A 23,254-nucleotide genomic window follows, 5' to 3' on the forward strand; every position below is an offset into this window, starting at 1 on the left:
ATAAGGTTTTCGCTAAGAATCTTTTAATTTTTTTATTGATTTTAGTATATTTTTAACGTGATTTTCAAAGAGTGTTCATGTATTCTTGAATAAGATCTAAACCTTCAGTGTGTCTCATGGTTGTCCCAATGTATGGCATACTTATGCCATCTAAGTAAAAAGAGACTCTATAATCTATAAGCACACTTTGTTCTACGATGTTAGTGTCTTCTAACGGAACTTCAAAAGCTAAATTTAAAGTAGATTGATCTTCGCAACTGCCTCCAGGAATATGGCAATGCGCACAATTAATATCAATATAAGCCCTTGCTCTTACATCTAAAGAAAGTGACGTGTCTTCCCAATTTGGGAGACTTCTAACAGCAGAACTACTAGTAACACCTGATAATTGTTGGTTAGATATAAATTTTTCTAATTGATTTTCACCATTAATTTCAAAATTCATTGATCTTAATTTAGGACCAATAGGTAAGATGTTGTCGTTATTAGAATGACATGTAAAGCAATCGGTATCTGATGGTATTTTATAATTTGAAGTGTTACTTATACCATCTGCATTAATCCACGTAACAGGCAATTCACTTCCTGTATTATCTAAAATGGCATCTGTTTGCTCTGTGTTCCATTTGTAATTTCCGGTTTCCCAAATGCCGTTAAGTTTAATTAAAATTCGAGTTTCAATTATGGTTCTTCCTAAAGACAAATCGCGTTCATCTGCGTTATAATAAAACGTTTTTGCGATTACTGTATTGTCTGGAAAAATTGGTAGTCCGTCGCCATCAAACGTCATGCTTGTACCTTCAGGTAAGGCTATTAGTCGTTGTTTGTGTGCGTAGTCTGTAAATAAAGTGGTGTTTAGGTTGTATTCAAAAGCCTTGTCGGTAATGTTTAATTCGTCTAAATCGCCAAGAAATAGGTTAAGATCAGAGAGGTTGGTTTGAAACTGAGCGACCACATTTGGAGTTTCAACAGGTGTTATAGAATCATCTTTTTCACAAGAAAAAAGGACAACTAAAATAAGCAGAAGACTTAACAGACTTTTCCTTTGAATTGACATAGATTGATGTTTCAGTTTCTTGCTAATGTACAAAAAAGAAATAGTAATTAAAATTTAAGCGATTTGAAGGTGTTTACTAAAAAAAAAAGAGGAACTATCTATTAGGATGGTTCCTCTTTTTTCAATGTTATACGAAATGGTAATGCAGATTATACCAATTCTACAAATAAACCGTCATCGGTTTTTTCAACTTTAGTTAAGCCATGTTTTCCTAGGCCTTTAATACCTTTGTCCCAACCTTTGTTACTTAAACCAGACTGTGATTTTAAAGCGACTAAATCCATTCGTTTCTCGGTTTTTAAAACGTCAAGAATAGCTTTTTCGTTATCACTTAAGTCTACTTTTTTCTTTTCTGGTCGCATTTGTGGGAAGAATAAAACTTCTTGTATACTCTGGTTGTTGGTTAGGAACATAATTAAACGATCCATACCAATTCCCATTCCAGATGTAGGAGGCATTCCGTATTCTAGCGCACGTAAGAAATCATGATCTATAAACTCGGTAGCTTCGTCATCACCTTTTTGAGCTAGTTTTAGTTGATGCTCAAAACGTTCGCGTTGATCTATTGGGTCATTTAACTCTGAGTAAGCGTTTGCAATTTCTTTACCACAAACCATAAGTTCAAAACGCTCAGTTAATTCTGGGTTTTCTCTATGTTCTTTACATAAAGGGCTCATCTCTTTAGGATAATCTGTAATGAAAGTTGGTTGGATGTAGTTGCCTTCACATTTCTCACCAAAAATTTCATCAATTAATTTCCCTTTACCCATAGTCTCATCAACTTCAATATGCATGCCTTTTGCAGCAGCTCTTATCTCATCTTCAGACTTATTGTAAATATCAAAACCAGTGAATTCTAAAATAGAATCGCGCATGGTTATACGCTTGTAAGGCGCTTTAAAGTTTATTTTGTGTTCTCCAAAAGTGGCTTCAGATGTGCCGTTTACTGCTAGTGCACAATGTTCTAAAAGTTGCTCACAGAAATCCATCATCCAATTATAATCTTTGTAAGATACATAGATTTCCATGGCTGTAAACTCAGGATTATGCGTTCTATCCATACCTTCATTTCTGAAGTTTTTAGAAAATTCATAAACGCCATCAAAACCACCAACGATTAATCGCTTTAAATACAATTCGTTAGCAATTCTCATGTATAATGGAATATCTAAACTATTATGATGTGTTATAAACGGACGTGCTGCAGCTCCTCCAGGAATAGGTTGTAAAACTGGTGTTTCTACTTCAAAATAACCAGCATCATTAAAAAACTGACGCATGGCATTAAATAATTTTGTACGCTTTACAAAGACTTCTTTTACATGTGGATTTACTACTAAATCGGCATAACGTTGTCTGTATCTTAATTCTGGGTCTGTAAAGGCATCATAAGTAACACCATCTTTTTGCTTTGGTATTGGTAAGGGTTTTAAGGCTTTGCTTAAAAGTTTAAAATCTTTTACCATTACGGTTTTTTCGCCCACTTGCGTTGTGAAAAGTGTACCCTCAATACCAACAAAATCTCCTAAATCGAGTAATTTTTTAAAGACATCATTGTATAACGACTTGTCTTCGCCTTCGCAAATTTCATCTCTATTAAAATAGACTTGAATACGACCTTCGCTATCTTGTAATTGTGCAAAAGAGGCTTTTCCTTGAATGTTAATTGCCATTAAACGACCAGCAACAATAACCTGTTTACCTTCTTCAAAGTCAGATTTTATCTGTTTAGAAGTTTGATTTACCGGAAACAAATCCGCTGGATAAGGGTTAATCCCTAAAGCACGTAGCTTGTCTAACTTTTGGCGTCTTACCAATTCTTGTTCTGAAAGTTGCATTCTTGTTATTTTTTAATGGCTTACTCGTTTTGTAGTAAGCAGGTGCAAAATTACAATTTTTACAAAAATTAAAGAGTCCTTTTTAGTTAGATTTTATAAGCTTTAAATTTTCTTTTAAATCCGTGTTGTTGGGAAGTAATTTTAGCGCTTTATTTAGCACCTCTATCGCCTTTTCTTTATTATCATTAATACTTAGCAAATTTGCTAAAGTTATGTGTGATCTTGGTTCTTCGGGAAATAGTTTGGTGTTTAAATTAAATACAGCGATGGCATCATCAATTCGGTTGGTACTATACAAAATTTTGCCATAGGTATTAAGCGCATACATGCTACTGACCTTATCTTTAAATGATTTTAATAATTTTTTTTGTTTTCTTTTTAGGCCTTTATGACCTTTTTGCGCTAAAATAGCATCAACAATTGTAACAATTTGATAATTAGATTTGTAATTGTTAGAGCTTATTATACGTTCTATATCTGCTTCGAAAGTGTCAATTGGGTGTTCTACGATTCTATTAACTTCTGTGTTGTTCTTGTAAAAAATAATAGTTGGTACTCTGTGGATGTTTAAGCCTGCTTCTTCATGTTGAGGACTTTGTTTGTACATATCTGGTTTTCGGCTAACTGCAATTACCGTTAATTGTTCCATTGGAAAATTGCATGCTTCTAAAACCTTATAGAGTTTAGGAACTTCTTGTTTGCTGTCACCACACCATGTTCCCATAAAAAGTTTAATGTGATAGGCTTTTAATTCTGAAGATATTTTGTCTATTAGCTCGGGATTGGGTGCGTAGTTATCGTAGTTTGTTGTAAACCAAGACTTATAATTTTCGCCCTCTAAACCTTCTTTGTTTATTTTTCCTAATAGAAAAGGAGTCTCGCCTTCTTCAATAATTTCTGTGTTGAGTTGTGCATTTATTTGAAAGGTAAATAACACTGTGATTATGATTGTGATGATGTTCGTTTTCATGATGATGTTTTGCTTAAATGCTGAATTAAAAATGTAGATTATTCAGAGCTCGTATCTTAATCTCAAAGTATATAACGATCAACTAATAAGATGTTGAAACGAGCTTAGAATAAAGTATGATGCTAGATTTTAATGTAGATATAGCTTATTTAGCGGCTACAATATTGCCTTTGATTTTCAAGATTTTGTTGCCACCTTCAGCATTAGAAATTACTGTAATGGTCTTTGTAAAAGCGCCTAATCTTTTTGTGTCGTACTTAATTTCTAATTCGCCTTGGTCGCCTGGCTGAATTGGAGCTTTTGAGTAATTGGGTACTGTGCAACCACAGCTTGTTTTTACTTTAGTAATAAATAAAGGCGCATCGCCAGTGTTTGTAAAAGTGAATAGTCGTTTCCCTTCGGAATTCTGAATAATAGTTCCGTAGTTTATAACCTCTGTTTCAAATTTCATAATAGCCACTTTAGTGTCGTATTTATCAAATTCGGTTGGTGCTACGCTAAAAAAGCTTAAAGTAAAAACTAATAAGAATGCCATGTTTAATTTTCGTTTCATGATAAAATATGTTTATGATTTATATGAAAGCAAACATCAAGTATTTAGAGGTCTTTTTAGATAAAACAAGGTTGGAAATCGGTACTAGTACCAGGTTGTAATTTTGTAACTATCTAGTAAACAGTGATTTTGCGTCATCTCTAGATTGTACGTTTAATTTTTTGTAGATGTTGTTGGTATGTGTTTTTACTGTACTTACACTTAAAAAAAGTGATTCTGCAATGTCTTTATTGGTTTTATCCATGAGTAAATGTTCTAAAACGACTTGCTCTTGTTTTGATAATTTGGCTTTTAAATCTTCAATTTTTGATGTTTTTTCTTTCCAGATTCGGAATAAGAAAAATAGGTTTAAAAGAATGGAAAGTCCTAAAATAAGACCTAGTGCTATTTGCCAAAAGGAAGACGTTTTTTCAGAATTTGGAGTCAGCATATAATGATCTGCAGCTAGCTCGTTGGCATATTGGGTAGTGTACGATGTGTTTGGATAATGATTTTTGAGTCTAGTTAAGAGTTCGTCGTAATAGTTGTTGTGCTTTAAATCTTCAACGTAGTAGCTGTGTAAATCACTACTTCTATCAGATAAGTAACTGTAGATATATAATTCTGCTAAGGGTTCATTTAAAGTTGCACCAAATTTCTGAAGGGATTTAAACCATTTTTTGTTATTTAATTTGCGGTTGGCTTCGCTTCTAAACTCACTATAGGCAAAACGCATTTCGTTTTTTAAAGAATCTATTTTTAAAAACGCATTGGCTTTTGGGTTGTTAGATTCTACTGCGCAAAATATTTGATTGCCAAAGGAAAATGGTAATGTTAAGGAATCGGTGTTTTTTGCGATAAACAACAAGGCTTCACTGTCATTACAATGGCCGTTAAAATGATTAATGTCTTGTTGGTTTTCAGAACAACGATCTACATGAATGCGATATATACGGTTTTCAATATCGAGCATGTTGCCTTTAAATTCAAAATACCCAGTAGAATCTGCAGTCGTTTTTGCTATAATTTGTTCGGAGTGTACACCTTCCATTTTTCTGTAATCTTCTACAATAGAAAGGTATACTGATCGTTCCCATTCTTCAGGATTTGTATAGCCAGAAAATGAATATTGCGCTTTACAAACGAATGAGACGGTTAAAAAGACGAAAAGAATTATGATTCGCATAGAACGAAACTACATAATTTTAATGTGATTTCAATAGGATGAATTCATAAAAAATGTAACAATCTATTAGAATCAATGTCCTATATGTACATCAAATCAAAAAACAAATTATGAGTATCTGGCGTGTTATTTTATCTATTATTTTTCCACCTTTAGCTGTTTTTGACAAAGGCTGTGGCTCCATCTTTATTACATTTTTATTGTGGATTTGCGGTTGGGTGCCTGGAGTCATAGCAGCCTTAATTATTTTGAATAACCCAAAACGGTAACAACATACATTTTAGTTATCTTTGTAATGAATTAAAATAAAATAGGTGTAGAAAATGAAAAAAGTTGTCTTATTACTTTCCGTATTAGTGTTTATTACAAGTTGCAATGTTACAGAATCTATAGTTTTTAAAGAAAATATGGCAGGTGAATATAAGTCGTCTTTTGATTTGTCTCCAATGATGCAAATTGCAGGCTCTCAAGGTCCAACAAAACCAGAATCTGAAATGAAGAAAATGGATACTACTATAGTTTTTAGTGATTTATTTAAAACTCATATGGATAGTATTGCGACATTATCTGTAGAGGAACGAGCTAAGTTAGAGAAGTTAAAAGGAATGATTGTACATGTAAATATGGATGAGGCTAATAAGGTATTTGAATTTTCTATGACAAAACCTTTTCAATCTGTGAAGGATTTAAAAACAATTAACGACCAAATGGATGAAGCTTTTGGAATAGTGAAGGACATTGGAAGTGAAGGTGAAGCTGCGCCAGAGGATCAAATGGACGAGTTAACTAAGGTAGAAGAAGTGAATTATACGTTTGTAAATAATACTTTTAGTAGAGTACAACCAGCATCACTTATTAAGAAAACTGAAGACGAAACTGAAGCTGTAGAAGGTGACGATGAAGCAACTGGTGAAAGTGATTTTGGAAAACAAATTGAAATGCAATTTGAAGAGATTTTTGCAGGCGCATTTTATACTTTGACTTACACCTTTCCAAGAAAAGTAAAATCAGTTTCAAATGCAAATGCAACGGTATCTGAAGATGGTAAAACAGTACATTATAAGGTCGCTTGGAGCGAAATTAATAAGGATGAAACTGTAATGAATTTAGATGTTGTTTTAGAGGATTAAGATTTGAATAAGACTATACAACTTAAAGATTTAGGAACTAAAGACTTTAAGGAAACTTGGGATTACCAAGAGACGCTTTTTAAAGCTATTTTAGAAACGAAAATTAAAAATAGAAGAGAAGATGCAGGCTTGGTCACTGATAATCATTTTCTGTTTGTAGAACATCCACATGTTTACACGCTTGGAAAAAGTGGTGATTTATCAAATTTATTACTTACCGAAACTCAACTTAAAGAAAAGCATGCGACGTTTTACAAGATAAATAGAGGAGGTGATATTACATATCATGGACCAGGACAAATTGTTGGTTATCCTATTTTAGATCTCGATAATTTCTTTACAGATATCCATAAGTACTTACGGTTTTTAGAGGAAGTTATAATCCTTACGTTGGCAGAATATGGTTTAACAACTGAACGAAGTCCAGGTGAAACAGGTGTGTGGTTAGATGTAGGTACGCCTTTTGCTCGTAAAATTTGCGCCTTGGGCGTAAGAGCAAGTCGTTGGGTAACAATGCATGGTTTTGCGCTTAATGTTAATGCAGATTTGGGTTATTTTGATAATATTATTCCATGTGGTATTCGTGGCAAAGCAGTGACAACTTTAAATAACGAATTGGGAGTTGATGTTGTTGATGAAGTTGAAGTAAAAGCTAAAATTTTGAAGCATTTTGAAGTGCTTTTTGAAGCTGATTTTGTTTAGTTTTTGTAAATCTATTGTCTTGACTAAGGATTAATCTGCTTTAAATTCTTCTTCAAATGAATCATCCCATTTAAAAGCATTTACGATCCATCCATTGTCATTTTTGTAATAAGTGAAAATTAATCTAATAGCACTATTTGCATATCTAATAATGTAAGTTTCGCGTATAGCAATGTCTGATATTGTTTCGTTTTTAATTTTTAAATTTCCAATAGATTGGCCAAATCTCTGCTCTATAATATTAATATATTTTATTGTTTTGCCTTCAATTGTAGTCAGTTCATTTTCTGGCATTGGCCAATAAGGCGCTAATGCGTCAAAGGCTTCAGATATTTTATTTTGATAAAATAAAGAAACTACTTTGTCTGACAACTCTTGTGTTTCCTTAACATCTTTGAGATGTTTTTCTTGAGCATATAAACTTATATTTATTAGAGAAAATAGCGAGAATAAGAGTATTTTTTTCATGTTTAAATCTTTGATGGTTAGAGAATGGCGTTATTCTACCTTCAGTTTTAAAGTGTCAAAAGAATTTGATTTAATACCAACTAAACCAAACTTGGTTTCGCCTTGCTTTATTTCGGTTCCATTGATGTTATAATCTAGCATCTCAGTCTTAAACTTTTTATTTGCAGAGCTAGCAGCTATCATATTTCCACCAGCTAATCCTGGACCTAAGATTAAACCAATAGGAGTAGAGCTTGTTGTTTCTTCAACGCCGTTTCTAGACTCAGTTGTGTAGAGATTAACAGGTGTTAAAAGCAAGTACAATAAATGGGTGGCTGGCTGTTGTTTTAACGTTTTAAATACGTTATCGTTATCCAATAGAACAACAGTTGAATCATTGCTATAAGTAAGCTTTAGGTCGCTACCAAATGTTAGATCCTTGTCAGAATTATTAGTGATTTTTACGGCCACTAATTTTACGCCTTTTTTAATTTCTTTTTTGGCATATTTCTTATCGAGTAAATCATATTTGTACTCAAGTTTTACATTGCCAGTTTCTTGGGAGGAAATATAATTTATAGATTCTGGTTGAATTGGTTTATAGCCAGAAGCGCAACTAGATAATGCCGTTAATGAAAGACAAAGCAAAGCGGTTTTGAAAATGTTCATTTAGTTTAGGGATCAATGTTAGTCATTTCTTTGTTGAAATCACTTACAAGATAAGAACATTTTGGTAACTAAAAAGAATAATTAGGTTTCATCGTTAAAAAACACTTTGTAATAATGCATTTTCTTCTCTTCGTCATAACCACGTTCTAAATATTCTGCTGAAGCATCAGGCGCATCAACATCTAATTTTATTTGAATATTAGTGTCTAGTTTTATTTCTGTTTTAATCTTCTGTTTTTGCTTTTTTAATGCAATTTCCGAAACATCAAACTGGTTTCTAATGAGGACTTTGTTGTCCGTTTCATAGATTTTTTTGTAATCTTCAAATAATTGAATTTTATCTTCCTCTTCAAAGACTTCTTCCTTAAAAGTTTCGATATTTACTATTTCATTTTCTTTGAAAAAATCTACAGTTTTGGCCAAGAAATTACTTTGCTCTTGTCCACCATAATTGGGTTGTAAAACTTCTTTTGAAAACTCTCTACAAAGCTCAATACAATTTTTGGTGTGTTGGTTGCTATCATCTGGATATCTTATGTTTAGGAAGCTTTTAATCCAGTATTGTGTGTCATATGTGTTGTTATCTACACTAAACACAATTTTACCTTCCATATCAGAGGTATTTAGTATTAAACAACCTTTGTCTACTTTTTTGGCTTGAATGCCTTTCTGTACTAAGATATCATAATTGTTATCTTCTAAATAGGTCTGAAAAAATTCTGTTTTATTTTCAATTTTAAAGATGCCAATTGCGTCTGTAAAATAGTCTTCGTATTGTATGTTTTCAAAATGACATATAAGGACATCTCCTGTTTTAATTTGTGCAGAGTTACTTTGTTCAAAAAGATGTGTTACGATGTGTTTTGAGATGTCAACAAAATCAGCATCTTCTTTAAAAAGTTGATCGCTGTATGTGTTGATTTCATTGAGGCCAATATCGCTATGATGATGAAAACGATAGTTTTCTGCGACACTTACAAATGGTTTAAGAAGATAAGGAAGCATTAAGTTATACGTAGCTTCATCAAAATGAACAATAGCATCTGAGAAGGCATTTTTTGTTCCATTAAATTTGTTTCCAACTTTATGGATAATACAACTTTTAAGTGAGGCTTTTTGTCTTTTTATCATTTGTAAAATTATGGACTTGGTTAGAGTTTACAATGTTACAAAATGAAGGAGTTAAAACTAAGAAAACAATCAATTTATTTTAGCTGCGCTTACCTATAATTTAGAACTAATAATTAGTTGGTTGTATAGTATTAGTTGTGCTAAAAATTATTGCAGTGCTTCACAATAAATTTACCTTGAAACAAGGGTTAAAAAAAAGATTTTAGTGCAGTTTGTAGACTACAATAGTATGGTCATCACTTTGTGTAATAAGTTCTAAGCCAAGTTCACTATCAAGTTTTTGAAGCGTTGCTGCTGCTGTACCAAAAACCGGGAAATTTGGAATAGATTTTCCTTGACTATCAAATAAATAAACCTTTTTAGTTTGTAAATCTGTTGTGGTAATATAGATTTTGTCATTTAAATAAAAAATTTCAGGAGTGGTATATTCTCCGTAATCTAAATTTACAGTTTTGGATTTTATTTTTAGTTGGTTTTCACTAAGAGTAACAAGCGTTTTGCTTGTGGTAAATAGATTGTGATTGCTTGTTAAATTAAGGTGTTTAGAAACGGATTTCCCTTTGGTGTCTACTTGTATCAGTTGGCCTAGAGTATTCGTAGTGGTAAACTTGTTTTGATATAAAAATATAGGGTTTTTACTAAATCTAATTTTATCCTTTACATTAATTCTGGTGTTACCTTGTCTGTTTAAAATGTGAAGCGTTTCTCCTGCGCCAAAAACAATAAAGTCCTTTGAGCCAATTCTAAAATGTTTAGGCTGAGTTTTTATGGCAAATTGGTTTGCTTTATAATTAAAACCTTTTACTTGTTTTCCTTTGGCATCGTACATCAGTAAGTTTTTTCCTTGCGTAACTAAGAGTCTATAATTCTTTTGTTTGTCGTAGTCAAATACAGATAAAGGTTGGGTTATTTTGTCATTAAATTTCAAAGGATATGGAGAAACGTCATTGCCGTTTCTGTCTAATACATATACCTCGTTTTCTGTAGCAAAGGCGAGTTGTAGTCTTCCGTTTTTATAGATGTCAATTTGCTCTATTTGCCCTAATACCTTGCCTTTTAATTGTTTTTTCCAAAGGATATTTCCTGCGCTAGAAATAAGATATAAAACATTATTAACGTCTTGTACAATTATGTCGTGAGCTTTTGTAGTATGGTTTTTTACAGTTTGTGGTTGGGTTAAAATGGCAGCTTCAAGTGGTGTTGTAAAGACTTCATTAACCGAGTTAGTTGCCGCACGTTTGGTGTACTTTTCCATAATACCATTGATATGCGTATAATTGTTTTCATGAATAAACTGAACCGCGTTGGCATTATAACCATTCATGTCTTTATTGAGGATTTCGGTTAATCCTTTAGAATCTTTAAAAATAAAAACTGAAGATTCATCACTTAAGTTTTTGCTTATAGAAACAAAACTATCTAAGGCTGCTAAGGTATTGTCATTTAAGGCATCAGTTAAGATTGATTTTAAATCTTCTATAGACGATGTAAAAATGACGAAACGCTCAAACACAGCAAAATAATCTGATGCTCTAAACGACATAAAAGGTTTTAAACTCGAATCGAAGATGTTTGGGTTTTCGTTAGCATAAATATCAATATCCCTAAAAGTTTCAAATAAAGATTTTTCTTCAATAGATTCCTTTATTAAATTAGGATCTAAGGAGTGCAATACTAGTGCATTATCAATAGTAGCTATTTCGTTTGTAAAATTTAAAAACGCTGGCCTATTGCTATCCTCTTTATGAAGCAAGGCATCTAAATTTTTGCTAAAGGTTGTAAAATCATCAAACGCAATGCTCAACAAAGAACTTGTGTTTTGAGGCGCAATGTGTATGGTGTTTGTTTTTTGTGGAATTGTATTTTTAAAGCTATTAAGATAATTAATGCTTGAGTCTTTAGATTTTATTAGACCGTTATAATTAAAGCGTTTACTCGTAAGGTTAAAATCTAATAGTGCTAGTTTGGCATTGTCGTTAGCAATAAAATCACTTAACATCAATTTTGAATAGCTTGTTTGGTTAGATTTAAAAACAACAGAAGCGACAGATTTATTATCTGCAGTTGTAATCATCTTTGAAATGTTTAAGTCTTCTTGTTCAGGATTAATGGACTTTAAAAGATTAATGTTGTTAGAACCTGCAAAAGTGTTACCAATAATTTGGTGATAGAAAACAGTGGTGTCTATGGTTGTTTTTTTAATTTTTGAATCTACTAGTGTTTCGGTACTATGATTTTTTAATTCATCGGTAACAAATAACAGGCTGTCATTTTTTGTTAGGATTAAAAACTTAGAATTTATGGAATCAGGAAAAGCAATAAAAACCTGATTTGTGGTATTAAAGTTTTTAAAAATTTCTGAAATGTTGCTAGATTCACCTTTGTAGATGCTAGAAAGTACAGCATTGTTGCTTAAGCTGTTGCTAAAGTCACTTAATTCATTAATAACAATTACGGCTTGCGTTTTATTAGGAATAAATTGATAGGGTTTCTTGGTTTTGCTATAGTCATTTTGACAGCCTAGAACTAATAATGATAAAATGCATAAAAAACCGAATTGCTTCATAAAATAAAGATAAATTTAAACTACAAATATAAAAAGTTATATATCCAATTTGTATTGCTCAGGTAATAATCTAAATGATTTTCTGTGATATTTCGTTATGCCATATTTTTTTATAGCAGCTCTGTGCTCTTTTGTTGGGTAACCTTTGTTTTGTTTCCAATTGTACATAGGGAATTCTTCGTGGATTTGCTCCATATAGTCATCTCTATAGGTTTTTGCTAAAACTGACGCGGCGGCAATGCTTAAATATTTCGAATCACCTTTAACTATTGTGTCAAAAGGTATTGAATTAAATGGTTTAAATCTGTTGCCGTCTACAATAATGAATTCTGGTATTGGTTCTAATTGAGCAATGGCGCCATGCATAGCTTTAATTGAGGCGTTTAATATATTTATGGTGTCTATTTCTTCTTCAAAAATATGAGCTACAGCAAAACTTACACTTTGCGTTTCAACAATGGGTTTTAACAATTGTCTTTTTGATTCTGAAAGTTGCTTGGAGTCATTTAATAAATTGTGTTTAAATGAGGTGGGTAAAATAATGGCGGCTGCAGTAACTGGGCCAGCGAGACAGCCTCTTCCGGCTTCATCAGTTCCACATTCAAAATGGTAAGCAGAATAACGTGTTTTTAGGCTCAAAATGTTAAAGTTTAAAACAAAGTTAAAATTTTAACGCAACCCTTTTACACTTTTTACATCTAATGTGTGAGATAGCGCTTAAAAGGATGAAAAAATCATTGAAAATTAATATTTATGAATCTTCAAAAGCATTAACATTTTTTTGGCAAAAACACTTGCTTATTTAATATTTAATTAAGATGTTTGCAAATAGACTAACTCAAATAATTGTTTTATGAAATTAAAATTAACATGGTTATTAACGCTATTTATGGCGTTCGTGATGCAGTTTTCTTTTGCACAAGAGAAAACTGTCACAGGTACAGTTACAACTTTGGATGATGGTTTACCGCTTCCAGGAGCAAGTGTAATTGTAAAAGGGACCTCGAAAGGTCAACAAACAGATTTTGATGGTAAATTTACTATCAAAGTAAATCAAGGAGATGTATTGGTAGTCTCTTATGTCGGAATGAAAGATTCCGAGGTTACAATCGGAGGAGGTAGTGTTTATGACATTGTCTTAGAATCTGACAGTACTTTAGATGAAGTAATTGTTGTCGCTTATGGAGCGCAAAAGAAAGAAGCTCTGACAGGGTCTGTTGGAGAAGTTAAAAGTGAAGAATTGGCATTGGTTCAGTCTTCAAATGTTATTCAGGGACTTTCAGGTAAAGTTGCTGGTGTGCAGGTTGTTCAAAGTAGTGGTCAACCGGGTGATGCACCTATTGTAAGAATGAGGGGTATTGGATCTATTAATGCAGATGCTTCTCCACTATACGTAGTTGATGGGGTTCCGTTTAATGGAAATATAAACTCAATTAACTCGCAAGATATTGAAAGTACTACGTTCTTGAAGGATGCTGCAGCTGCAGCTCTTTATGGAAATAGGGGAGCAAATGGTGTTATTATTATAACAACTAAAAAAGGGAAGACAGGTAAGATTTCTGTAACTTTTGATAGTCGTGTAGGTGTGAATACTAGGTCAACAAAAGATTATGATATCATAGATAATTCAAAAGATTATTTGTTAGCTAGATATCAGGCTTTAAGAAATAATTTTATTTTTAATAATGGTCTAGATGCTCAAACAGCTGCTAATGTGGCGGCACAAAACCTTATTACAAATAATAATGACTTAGGGACTGGTGTGTTACCAGCTTCTCCAATAAACTATAATCCATTCAATGTTGATGGTAGTTTGTTAATCGATCCAAATACAGGTCAGTTTAATCCGAATGCTCAGCTTAACTATAATGAAGATTGGGATGACTATTTGTTTAAGAATAATACAACAACTAATAGTTTCTTGAGTTTGTCATCGGCAAATGAAAAGTCAGATTATTATTTTTCTTTAGGTTATGAGAATAATGATGGTTATGTTGTTAATTCAGGTTTTAAAAGAGTTACTTCTCAGCTTAATGTGAATTCTCAAGTTAAAGAATGGTTGAAATTAGGTGCTAATTTTAGATATGCTAATTCTGTTCAAAATAGTGTTGATGGAAATGGAACAAGTAGCTATAGTAATCCAATTGGATGGTCTAGAGCAATTGCGCCAATATATCCAGTTTATGCTCATGATGCAGGTGGAAATAGAATATTAGATATAAATGGAAATCCTCAGTATGATGATGGGACGGGTACAATTGCACCAACGACAAGACCTTATGGGCAATTACAAAACCCAGTGGCTACTGCGTTGTTAGATGTTTTTGAAGCAATTAGTGATAATTTTTCTGGTCGTGTATCATCAGATTTTGGAATTACGAAGAATTTGAAATTTTCTTATAATTTATCTATTGATTTTAGAAATACTAATTTTGCTAGTTTAGATACGCCGTTATATGGAGATGCAGCAATAAACCCAACAACAGGTTTAGGTGCGAATGGTAGGATTTTTGCAAGTTCTACAACGCAGACTACATTTACCCAACAACAATTACTTAATTGGGTAAAAAGTTATGGGAATCATAACTTGACTTTATTATTAGGTCATGAAAATTCAGAGTGGAATTTAAGATATTTAAGTGGAAGTAAGTCTAATTTGTTATTGCCAGACGCAGCAGTTTTAGATTTTGCGGCTCAATTAGATGGTGCTTCAAACTATGAAAGAGATTATAGTCTAGATGGATATTTTTCTAGAGTAACTTATGATTATGATAATAAATACTATGTTAATGCTAGTATAAGAAGAGATGCTTCTTCTGTTTTTCACCCAGATAACAGATGGGGTACATTTTTTGGTGTAGGTGCTGCATGGCGATTAACAAAAGAAGATTTTATGGACGATATTTCTTGGTTAAATGAGTTTAAGATAAAAGGAAGTTATGGGGAGCAAGGAAATGATGCTATTTTATATCCAGGATCAGGGGTTCGTAATTATTATGCATATAGAGATCAATATGGTCTTCAAGAAGCTGGTGGTGATTTAGCAATTAGTTTGCAATTCCTTGGTAATGAAGATTTAACTTGGGAAACTAACCAAAATTTTAATGTTGGTATTGAGACACAATTGTTTAATAATAGATTAACAATAGACGCAGAATATTTTCAAAGAAATGTAAGTGATATGTTGTTTAATACGCCATTGCCTCCTTCTTCTGGTAATCCTTCTTTTCCAGAAAATATTGGAGATATGAAAAATACTGGTTTTGAAGTTACTGTTACTGGTGATATTGTTAATACGGAGAATTTTAGATTTGGTGTATCTGCTAATGCAACAGCTGTTAAGAATGAGATAACAAAATTACCACAGGAGTTTATTGATGATGGGGTGTATCGATTAAAGGAAGGAGAATCGAGATATGCATTTTATTTAAGAGAGTTTGCAGGTGTTAATCCTAATAATGGTGCCGCATTATACTATGTTGATGTATTGGATACTGATGGGAATCCTACAGGAGATAGAGATGTAACAGAGAATCATACTTTAGCAACGGAATATTTTGTTGGAAAAGATGCGATGCCAGACGTTTATGGTGGTTTTAGTACTAATTTTGGTTATAAGAATTTTGACCTTGGGTTGGATTTTTCTTATCAAATAGGTGGATATGGTTATGACAGTGTTTATTGGGCTGGTTTTGATCCAGAATCTGGTGGAAATTATCACAGTGACGTGTTAACAGATACTTGGACGCCAGAAAATACTACTGCTAAATTACCTAGAATTGATTCTCAGGATGGTAATGATTCTTATAGAGCATCAGATTTATATTTGGTTGATGCTTCTTATTTAAGTTTACAAAATATTAATCTAGGATATACGTTTTCTAACGATATCGCAAATAAAATAGGTTTCGATTCAATAAGATTGTATGCTCTTGCTAGTAATGTGGCATTATGGTCTAAGAGACAAGGTTATGATCCAAGATTAAGTTTAACTGCTGCTTCATCAAATGAATATGCGTTATTAAGTACCAAATCATTTGGTGTAACATTAAAATTTTAAAACTATGAAAAAGATTAAAATTAATTTATTATTTATGTGCTTGTTGCTTGTTGCAACAGGATGTTCAGAAGACTTTTTAGAAAATGAAAATTTAGAGTATGTTTCGCAACAACAACTAAATGATTTAGCTAATAGTTCACCTGAAGCGTTACTTACTTTAAATGTTGGAGTATTAGATGGAACTACAACATTTTTGAGCGAATTTTCTACGAATGGAGGAAATATTCACGATGATTTTGGTCAAAAATCAATAGATTTAGGTCTTGATCTAATGACTAATGATGCTGTTCAAGAAATTTCACACTGGTTTAGTGGTTATTATAATTATGTTGGAAGACAACAGACATCTAGAATAACTGATATGGTTTGGAATTTTTACTATACTATTATTAGAAATACAAATTCAATAATTAGACAAGTTCCGGCTGAAACAAATGATGCAGCACTACAAAGTGTGTTAGGTAGAGCTAAAGCACTACGTGGTTTTGCTTACTTCAATTTAATTAGAATTTATGGAAATGGTACAGATGGTGTTCCTTTATATAATGAATTTGAAGATTTACCTAATAGAGCAGAAGAAAGTTTAGTTATTGCTCAAGTAAAGAGTGATTATGAGTCTGCGTATTCTTTATTATCTGACTACATTAGACCAACAAAAGATCAGATTAACCAGGATATTGTTGCCGGACTTTTGGCTAGATTTTATTTAGAAACTGGAGAATATTCAAATGCAATCGCAATGGCTAATCAGGCAAAGAGTACTGTTACACTTATGAGTACAACGGAAATAGCTGATGGGTTCGATGATATTTCTAATCCAGAGTGGATGTGGGGTGCGGATATTACGTCACTTACGTCAACAGTTTATGCTTCTTTTTTCTCACATATGGGAAATACAAATCCAGGTTATGCCGGACTATTAGGAGTGTATAAAAATGTTGATACGCGTGTTTATAATGCAATTTCTGCTACTGATGCAAGACAAGCTTGGATTTCAGGACCTGCCTATGGTTTAGGTCAATATGCTAATACTAAATTTATTGATGCAACTTTTTTTGAAGGAGATTATGTTTATATGAGAGGTGCTGAAATGCATTTAATTCTTGCTGAAGCAATGGCTCTTAATGGTAATGACGCTGGTGCAGCACAAGCTCTTTATACACTTGTGTCTTCTAGAGACGCGGCATATACGTTGTCTACGAATACGGGTACGGCTTTAATGGATGAAATAAAAATGCAAAGAAAGATTGAATTATGGGGAGAAGGTTTTGCTTTTTATGATATGAAAAGATGGAATGAGCCATTGGAAAGAGATTATGTAGGAACTAACCACCCTTCTTGGGGACGTTTTAACTATGGAGTTAATGCTAATGAATTTAACTTTCAAATTCCAGAGGATGAGTTAAATAGTAATGAATTTATTGCTATTGAAGATCAAAATCCATTTTAATAATATAAATTTTAAGAAATATGAAAAATATAAATAATTTATTTAAATATCTTTTTCTATTCACAGTACTAATAGCTAATATTGGATGTGAAGAAGAGGAATATGTAACAGCTCCTATGGCTATATCCTTTGAAAATAGTGAGGATGCAACTGAATTGGATACTGGTGATACATATCTGTTAAAAATTGAAACTACTGCTGTATCTAGTGTAGATCAAGTTTTTAATATAGAAGTTTTAGAAGAAACTGCTGATGGAACTGTAGCTACTACAGCTTCACCTGATACATATAGTTTTAATAGTCAGGTAACCATTCCTGCAGGTGAGTTATCTGGTTCTACTGAGTTAACCTTTAATTTAGATGATCTTGATTTCGTGGATCCTCAATTAGTTGTGTTTGGTTTAGTAGATGGTGATTATACAAAAGTTAGTGGAAAGACCGAAACTGTTTTTGAATTTGCTAGAGTTTGTCCTCTTAACCTAGTTTCTCTTAATATAACTACTGATGATTGGCCAGATGAAACTACATACGAGTTATACGATCTAACTTCTGGACAAGTGTTAATTGCTTCTGGCGGACCATTTGATTTAGATTTTACTACAATAACTACACAATTTTGTTTAGATTCTGGTGACTATGGAGTTATTGTTTACGATTCTTATGGTGATGGACTTGTTGGTGATGGATTTACGGTTACTTTGGATGGTACTATTTTAGCAAGCGGAATTGTTGGTCCTTCAGCTGATCCAGGAAATGTTTCTTCTTCTGGTTCTGCTACTTTTACAATTAATTAAATTAAAAAAAGTAATACATAATATATATAAAACCACTTTAAGGAGATTGTCTTAAAGTGGTTTTTTTGTAAATAAATAATATGAAAAATATACTAGTATTAATAATTATTTGCTGTTTAAATCAGTTTAGTTATGCTCAAAAAGATGAATATATTTCTGATTTAAATTTATCAGATACTAATAATATATTATTAAAAGACATTTTAGAACAGGAAAATAATCGAGAAATTAGAATTGATAATTATTTACTTTTAAATTCTGATAAGAAACGAGTAATAAAATTGGAGAATGGTGGAATTATGTCTATTTATGATATAATCAATGGCAAACCGATTTATAAATCTACTGATAATTTGGATGCTGCAAGGGCTACGAAAACAACTTCTTTGCAAAATGGAGGATCTTTAGGTTTTAGTTTTGATGGATCTAACATTGTTGTTGGGGTATGGGATGGTGGACCTGCACAAGATACGCATGTTGAATTTTCTGATGCTACTAATACGCAATCTCGTATTGTTGTGGTTGATAATGTCACAATTGATGGAGATACAGGATTTAGTAGTCATGGTACTCATGTTTCTGGTACAATTGGTGCAAAAGGTGTTAATTCACTGGCAAAAGGTATGGCTCCTAATGTGACAATTAAATCTTATAATTGGTCTAGTGATACTTCTGAAATGTTACAAGCTATAAATGATCCTGTTGATCCAATTTTATTATCTAATCACTCATATGGTGTTCCGGTTGATCCAAATGATGGGTCAGGACCGATTGATTCATGGATTATGGGATGTTACAATTCGGATGCAGTTAATCTGGATGCCCTAATTAATAATAATCCACAGTACTTAGTAGTTATGTCTGCTGGTAATTCTGGTTCCGTCACTTATACGGGAGGAATGTTAGATGGTTTCGATAAATTAACGACTGATAAGAATTCTAAAAATAGTTTGGTTGTAGCAAACGCTAATCCCACTTTAGCACCATTTACATATGAAATATCAAATTTAGCAATAAATTCGAGTAGTAGTCAAGGCCCTACTGATGATTTTAGAATTAAACCTGATATTGCTGCGGATGGGACTAATTTATTTTCACCTATTCCTACGGATTCTTATGCTACTTTTTCTGGAACATCTATGTCATCTCCTAATACGGCAGGGGCAATTGTACTTTTACAGGAATACTATAAACAATTAAATAATGATTTCATGTTAGCATCAACTGTTAAAGGCTTAATTTGTCATACAGCTTTAGATGATAACGCAAATATTGGACCTGATCCAAAATTTGGTTGGGGCTTTTTAAATGTAGAAGAAGCCGCTAATGTAATTTCCTATAGTGATGTGGGTGCTGCAATTATTAGTGAACTTACGTTAAATCAAGGAGAAACCTATAGTTATACATTTACAACTAGCACTATTGATGATTTAAAAGCTACAATATGTTGGACTGATATGCCTGGTGGGTCTTTAAATGGACAACTAAATAATCCATCACCTAGACTTGTTAATGATTTAGATTTGAGAATAACAAAAGGGACTACAGAAGTATTTGAACCATGGATGTTGGATTTTTCGAATGGTACAGAATTTTTGGCAGTTAAAGGTGATAATATAAGAGATAATATTGAAGTTGTAGAAGTCGATAACGCAGATGCTGGCGTTTATACTATAACCGTTACCCATAAGGGTACGCTAGCTGGAAATCAAGGTGGCCCTTTTGATCCGCAAAGTCAGGATTTTTCTTTAATTTTAACAGGTAATAATTTAACTTTAAGTACTCAAGAGAGTATTTTAAATAATTCATTGGTAGTATTTCCTAATCCTAATAAAGGTGAGTTTACAATTAGCTTTGATTTAAACTCAAGTAATGATGACGTTAAAATTGATATATTTGATATTAGTGGACGTCTCGTATTTAATAATACGTATTCAAATAATTCTACACATTTTATGGAAACAATAAACTTAGATGGAGTGGAATCAGGAGTGTATTTGGCTCATATAAAAAATGGTAATAATATTACTTCTCAAAAAATAATAATTGAATAATTTTTTTAATATTATTAAACAGTTTGTAAAAAGATCAACATTAATTCGTGTTGATCTTTTTTTGTTAAGATATTTGTAATATTCGTTGCTGACACAATTTATTAGATTTTTAATTGTTTACAAAATAGAATTATATACATGTTGTTTAGAATTTTGTTTATTATATTTTTTTGCTGCTTAACTAAGGTTGTTAATTCTCAAACTAAAATATCAGGAGGGGGAATTTCAGGAAATGGTAATGGTCAAGAAAAAGACTCTACATTGTTAAATCGATCAAATGGATTTAATAAAGTGGCATCAATTGATATGTACCTAATATATAATGATAAAGTAGATTCTGTCCAAGTTGATACGACCTTATCCATTGCTAAAGAATATAAATTTAATTATCTTCAAAGAGATAATTTTGGTTTAATGCAATTTGCAAATTTTGGTCAAACCTATAATTCATTATTTTATAATGTTAATGAAAATAGTTCGGTTCCAAAATTGGGCGCTAGGGCACGTCATTTTAATTATTTTGAACATGAGGATATCAAATATTATGAAGTTCCTACACCTTGGACCAGACTTACTTATAAGACCGCAGTAGAACAAGGACAAATGTTAGATGCGTTTTTTACTGTAAATCTATCAAGGCAGTTAAATTTTTCATTGGCATATAAAGGTCTACGTTCGCTAGGAAATTATCAAAACGCATTAACGAGTTCTGGAAATTTTCGATTTACTTCAAATTATAATTCAAAAAATAAAAGATATAAGGCAAGAGGTTATGTTGTAGCTCAAGATTTATTAAATCAAGAAAACGGAGGAATAAAAAATGACGATCTGGAAAATTTCACATCAGGAGATAAAGAGTTTTTAGATAGATCTGTTTTTGATCCTAATTTTGAAGATGCCGAAAATACATTAAAAGGGAATCGTTACTATTTTGAGCAATCATATAACATAATCAGAAGTGCTGATTCAATTAGCAAGCAATCAGTACATGTATTTAATAAATTGTCGTTTGAGAATAAATCGTATCAGTATAGTCAAACGACAGCAGCAAGTGATTATTTTGGAGATGCTTTTAATACAAGTATTAATGATAAGGTTAAACTTCAAAACTTCAAAACGAGTTTAGGTTTAAATTATTCCAATAAAACAATTGGTGATGTCATGTTTGCTTTCAACTATAATAAAATTAATTATGGCTATAATAGTGTCGTATTATTATTGGATGAAAATATTCCAAATAGAATTAATACTAATTTTCTAGGATTAGAAACCGCATATAGTAAAACATTTAACAAACTTAAATTGTCAGGTTCTGCAGGATTGAATATTTCAGATGAATTTCTTGGAAGTTATATAGATGGAAGTATTGGCTTAAGTATTAATAATGATTTTAACTTCATTGGAGGAATTTCAATAAGTTCTAGATTGGCCAATTATAATTATTTGTTATACCAAAGTGATTACGTTAATTACAATTGGTATAACTTAGAAAGCTATAGTAATGTAAATTCACAGCAAATAAAGTTTGGAGTGTATTCTAAAAAGTACCTTAATGCTATATTAGAAATTTCAAATATTGATAATTACACTTTTTTTAATTTAGAGGATAGTAGTGATGATATTAACATCATTAGACCTAAACAATATAATGAACCGATAAAATATCTAAAGTTAAAATTGGAAAAGGAATTCAAAGTTGGAAATTTTGCTCTAGATAATACCATAATGTATCAAAATGTAGTTAGTGATGAAGACGTTTTAAATGTACCTACATTTATTACGAGAAACACCTTGTATTATTCCAACCAATTATTTAAAAAATCTATGACTTTTCAAACAGGAGTCATATTTAATTATTTCACTAAGTATAATATGAATGGATATGATCCATTGTTAGCAGAATTTTATACACAAAACGAGACTGAAATAGGTGGATTTCCGAGATTAGATTTTTTTATTAATGCCAAGGTTAGACAAACACGCATATATTTAAAGGCGGAGCATTTCAATTCTTCGTTTACTGGATACAATTATTTTTCTGCACCGAATCATCCTTATAGAGATTTTATTGTTCGCTTTGGTTTAGTTTGGGACTTTTTCTTATAGATGAATCTTAATCTTACATCTCTTTTTTAAGCTAACAGTTGGTAATATACATATGAAATTAAGATGGATTTGTTTAAGAAGGATATAATTCGTCGTTATTTCTTAATAATATTTTGAATAACTAATGCTAGAAATAGACCTTTAATCAACTTGTAACAGATGGTATGATTGTCATTTTTGTTACTTTAAAAAACAAACCCTATTTGTAATGTTATGGTTTTAAGCTGATTGAAAATAAATTAAAAATAAAGTTTAAAAAGTAGTTGTTAGAAAGAAAAAGGGTTTTATATTTGCACCCCGAAACAAAAACAATGGTTTGTGATTCGGACGTTCATTTCCAGAGAAAAACGAGTTTAAAAAAAATAATTTAAATTTTTTTTCAAATTAGTTTGTGGGAATAAAAAAAGGGTTTTATATTTGCACCCGCTTAACAAGGAAACGAGTTAAGGAAAGAAAAAAAAGTTCATTAACATATTGAATTGACAGCGTAAAAATCAACTGGAAACGGTTGATTAGAAACAAGAGAATAAATCATTTAGAGTACTAGAAAAATTCCTATTAG

At 31.9% G+C, this 23,254-nt stretch carries 18 protein-coding genes; 8 read left to right on the forward strand and 10 right to left on the reverse strand.

Going from position 1 to position 23,254, the window contains the following annotated elements; genetic code table 11:
* Positions 1 to 64: 64 nt before the first annotated feature.
* From HNV08_RS05245 to HNV08_RS05265, 5 genes are all read right to left on the reverse strand, one after another.
* Positions 65 to 1,057 carry a hypothetical protein gene (locus HNV08_RS05245; RefSeq protein ID WP_241697179.1) on the reverse strand — a complete coding sequence of 331 codons (993 nt, stop codon included), beginning with the start codon at positions 1,055 to 1,057 and terminating at the stop codon, positions 65 to 67.
* A gap of 149 nt (positions 1,058 to 1,206) precedes the next feature.
* The gene (lysS, locus tag HNV08_RS05250) at positions 1,207 to 2,895 is read right to left on the reverse strand and encodes a lysine--tRNA ligase (protein WP_173280110.1); all 1,689 of its coding nucleotides are present in this window, start codon (positions 2,893 to 2,895) and stop codon (positions 1,207 to 1,209) included.
* 82 nt (positions 2,896 to 2,977) lie between these two features.
* Positions 2,978 to 3,865: a TlpA family protein disulfide reductase gene (locus HNV08_RS05255; protein ID WP_173280111.1), complete on the reverse strand. Its 888-nt coding sequence runs from the start codon at positions 3,863 to 3,865 to the stop codon at positions 2,978 to 2,980.
* A 145-nt stretch (positions 3,866 to 4,010) separates the two neighbouring features.
* Complete coding sequence (locus HNV08_RS05260; protein WP_173280112.1) at positions 4,011 to 4,418, reverse strand: DUF1573 domain-containing protein; 408 nt, start codon at positions 4,416 to 4,418, stop codon at positions 4,011 to 4,013.
* A gap of 109 nt (positions 4,419 to 4,527) precedes the next feature.
* Complete coding sequence (locus tag HNV08_RS05265) at positions 4,528 to 5,583, reverse strand: response regulator transcription factor (protein ID WP_173280113.1); 1,056 nt, start codon at positions 5,581 to 5,583, stop codon at positions 4,528 to 4,530.
* A gap of 110 nt (positions 5,584 to 5,693) precedes the next feature.
* Here HNV08_RS05265 and HNV08_RS05270 point away from each other — a divergent pair, with 110 nt between their 5' ends.
* The 3 genes from HNV08_RS05270 to lipB are packed head-to-tail and all read left to right on the forward strand — an operon-like array spanning position 5,694 to position 7,415.
* Positions 5,694 to 5,852, forward strand: coding sequence for a YqaE/Pmp3 family membrane protein (locus HNV08_RS05270; protein ID WP_173280114.1), 159 nt, complete (start codon positions 5,694 to 5,696; stop codon positions 5,850 to 5,852).
* Between the two features lie 54 nt (positions 5,853 to 5,906).
* Positions 5,907 to 6,713 (forward strand): hypothetical protein, encoded by an 807-nt coding sequence (locus HNV08_RS05275; protein WP_173280115.1) that lies wholly within the window; start codon positions 5,907 to 5,909, stop codon positions 6,711 to 6,713.
* A gap of 3 nt (positions 6,714 to 6,716) precedes the next feature.
* The gene (gene lipB / locus HNV08_RS05280; protein ID WP_173280116.1) at positions 6,717 to 7,415 is read left to right on the forward strand and encodes a lipoyl(octanoyl) transferase LipB; all 699 of its coding nucleotides are present in this window, start codon (positions 6,717 to 6,719) and stop codon (positions 7,413 to 7,415) included.
* A gap of 30 nt (positions 7,416 to 7,445) precedes the next feature.
* Here the strand turns inward: lipB and HNV08_RS05285 are convergent, their stop codons facing one another.
* From HNV08_RS05285 to HNV08_RS05305, 5 genes are all read right to left on the reverse strand, one after another.
* Positions 7,446 to 7,883: a hypothetical protein gene (locus HNV08_RS05285; RefSeq protein ID WP_173280117.1), complete on the reverse strand. Its 438-nt coding sequence runs from the start codon at positions 7,881 to 7,883 to the stop codon at positions 7,446 to 7,448.
* Positions 7,884 to 7,913: 30 nt separating this feature from the next.
* Positions 7,914 to 8,531 (reverse strand): hypothetical protein, encoded by a 618-nt coding sequence (locus HNV08_RS05290; protein ID WP_173280118.1) that lies wholly within the window; start codon positions 8,529 to 8,531, stop codon positions 7,914 to 7,916.
* Positions 8,532 to 8,612: 81 nt separating this feature from the next.
* Complete coding sequence (locus HNV08_RS05295) at positions 8,613 to 9,662, reverse strand: nucleoid-associated protein (RefSeq protein ID WP_173280119.1); 1,050 nt, start codon at positions 9,660 to 9,662, stop codon at positions 8,613 to 8,615.
* Positions 9,663 to 9,864: 202 nt separating this feature from the next.
* Entirely contained in the window at positions 9,865 to 12,228 is a 2,364-nt protein-coding gene (locus HNV08_RS05300) for a ribonuclease HII (RefSeq protein WP_173280120.1), read from the reverse strand.
* 36 nt (positions 12,229 to 12,264) lie between these two features.
* Positions 12,265 to 12,867 carry a ribonuclease HII gene (locus tag HNV08_RS05305; protein ID WP_173280121.1) on the reverse strand — a complete coding sequence of 201 codons (603 nt, stop codon included), beginning with the start codon at positions 12,865 to 12,867 and terminating at the stop codon, positions 12,265 to 12,267.
* A gap of 214 nt (positions 12,868 to 13,081) precedes the next feature.
* Here HNV08_RS05305 and HNV08_RS05310 point away from each other — a divergent pair, with 214 nt between their 5' ends.
* From HNV08_RS05310 to HNV08_RS05330, 5 genes are all read left to right on the forward strand, one after another.
* Entirely contained in the window at positions 13,082 to 16,288 is a 3,207-nt protein-coding gene (locus HNV08_RS05310) for a SusC/RagA family TonB-linked outer membrane protein (RefSeq protein ID WP_173280122.1), read from the forward strand.
* 4 nt (positions 16,289 to 16,292) lie between these two features.
* The gene (locus HNV08_RS05315) at positions 16,293 to 17,738 is read left to right on the forward strand and encodes a RagB/SusD family nutrient uptake outer membrane protein (protein ID WP_173280123.1); all 1,446 of its coding nucleotides are present in this window, start codon (positions 16,293 to 16,295) and stop codon (positions 17,736 to 17,738) included.
* Between the two features lie 20 nt (positions 17,739 to 17,758).
* A complete protein-coding gene (locus HNV08_RS05320) occupies positions 17,759 to 18,532 on the forward strand; it encodes a hypothetical protein (protein WP_173280124.1) in 774 nt (257 codons plus the stop codon).
* Between the two features lie 80 nt (positions 18,533 to 18,612).
* On the forward strand, positions 18,613 to 20,586 hold the full coding sequence (locus HNV08_RS05325) for a S8 family serine peptidase (protein ID WP_173280125.1): 1,974 nt from the start codon (positions 18,613 to 18,615) through the stop codon (positions 20,584 to 20,586).
* 138 nt (positions 20,587 to 20,724) lie between these two features.
* Positions 20,725 to 22,692 carry a putative porin gene (locus HNV08_RS05330; protein ID WP_173280126.1) on the forward strand — a complete coding sequence of 656 codons (1,968 nt, stop codon included), beginning with the start codon at positions 20,725 to 20,727 and terminating at the stop codon, positions 22,690 to 22,692.
* Positions 22,693 to 23,254: the final 562 nt, after the last annotated feature.

It is taken from the genome of Winogradskyella eckloniae, assembly GCF_013249045.1.
Lineage (GTDB): Bacteria > Bacteroidota > Bacteroidia > Flavobacteriales > Flavobacteriaceae > Winogradskyella > Winogradskyella eckloniae.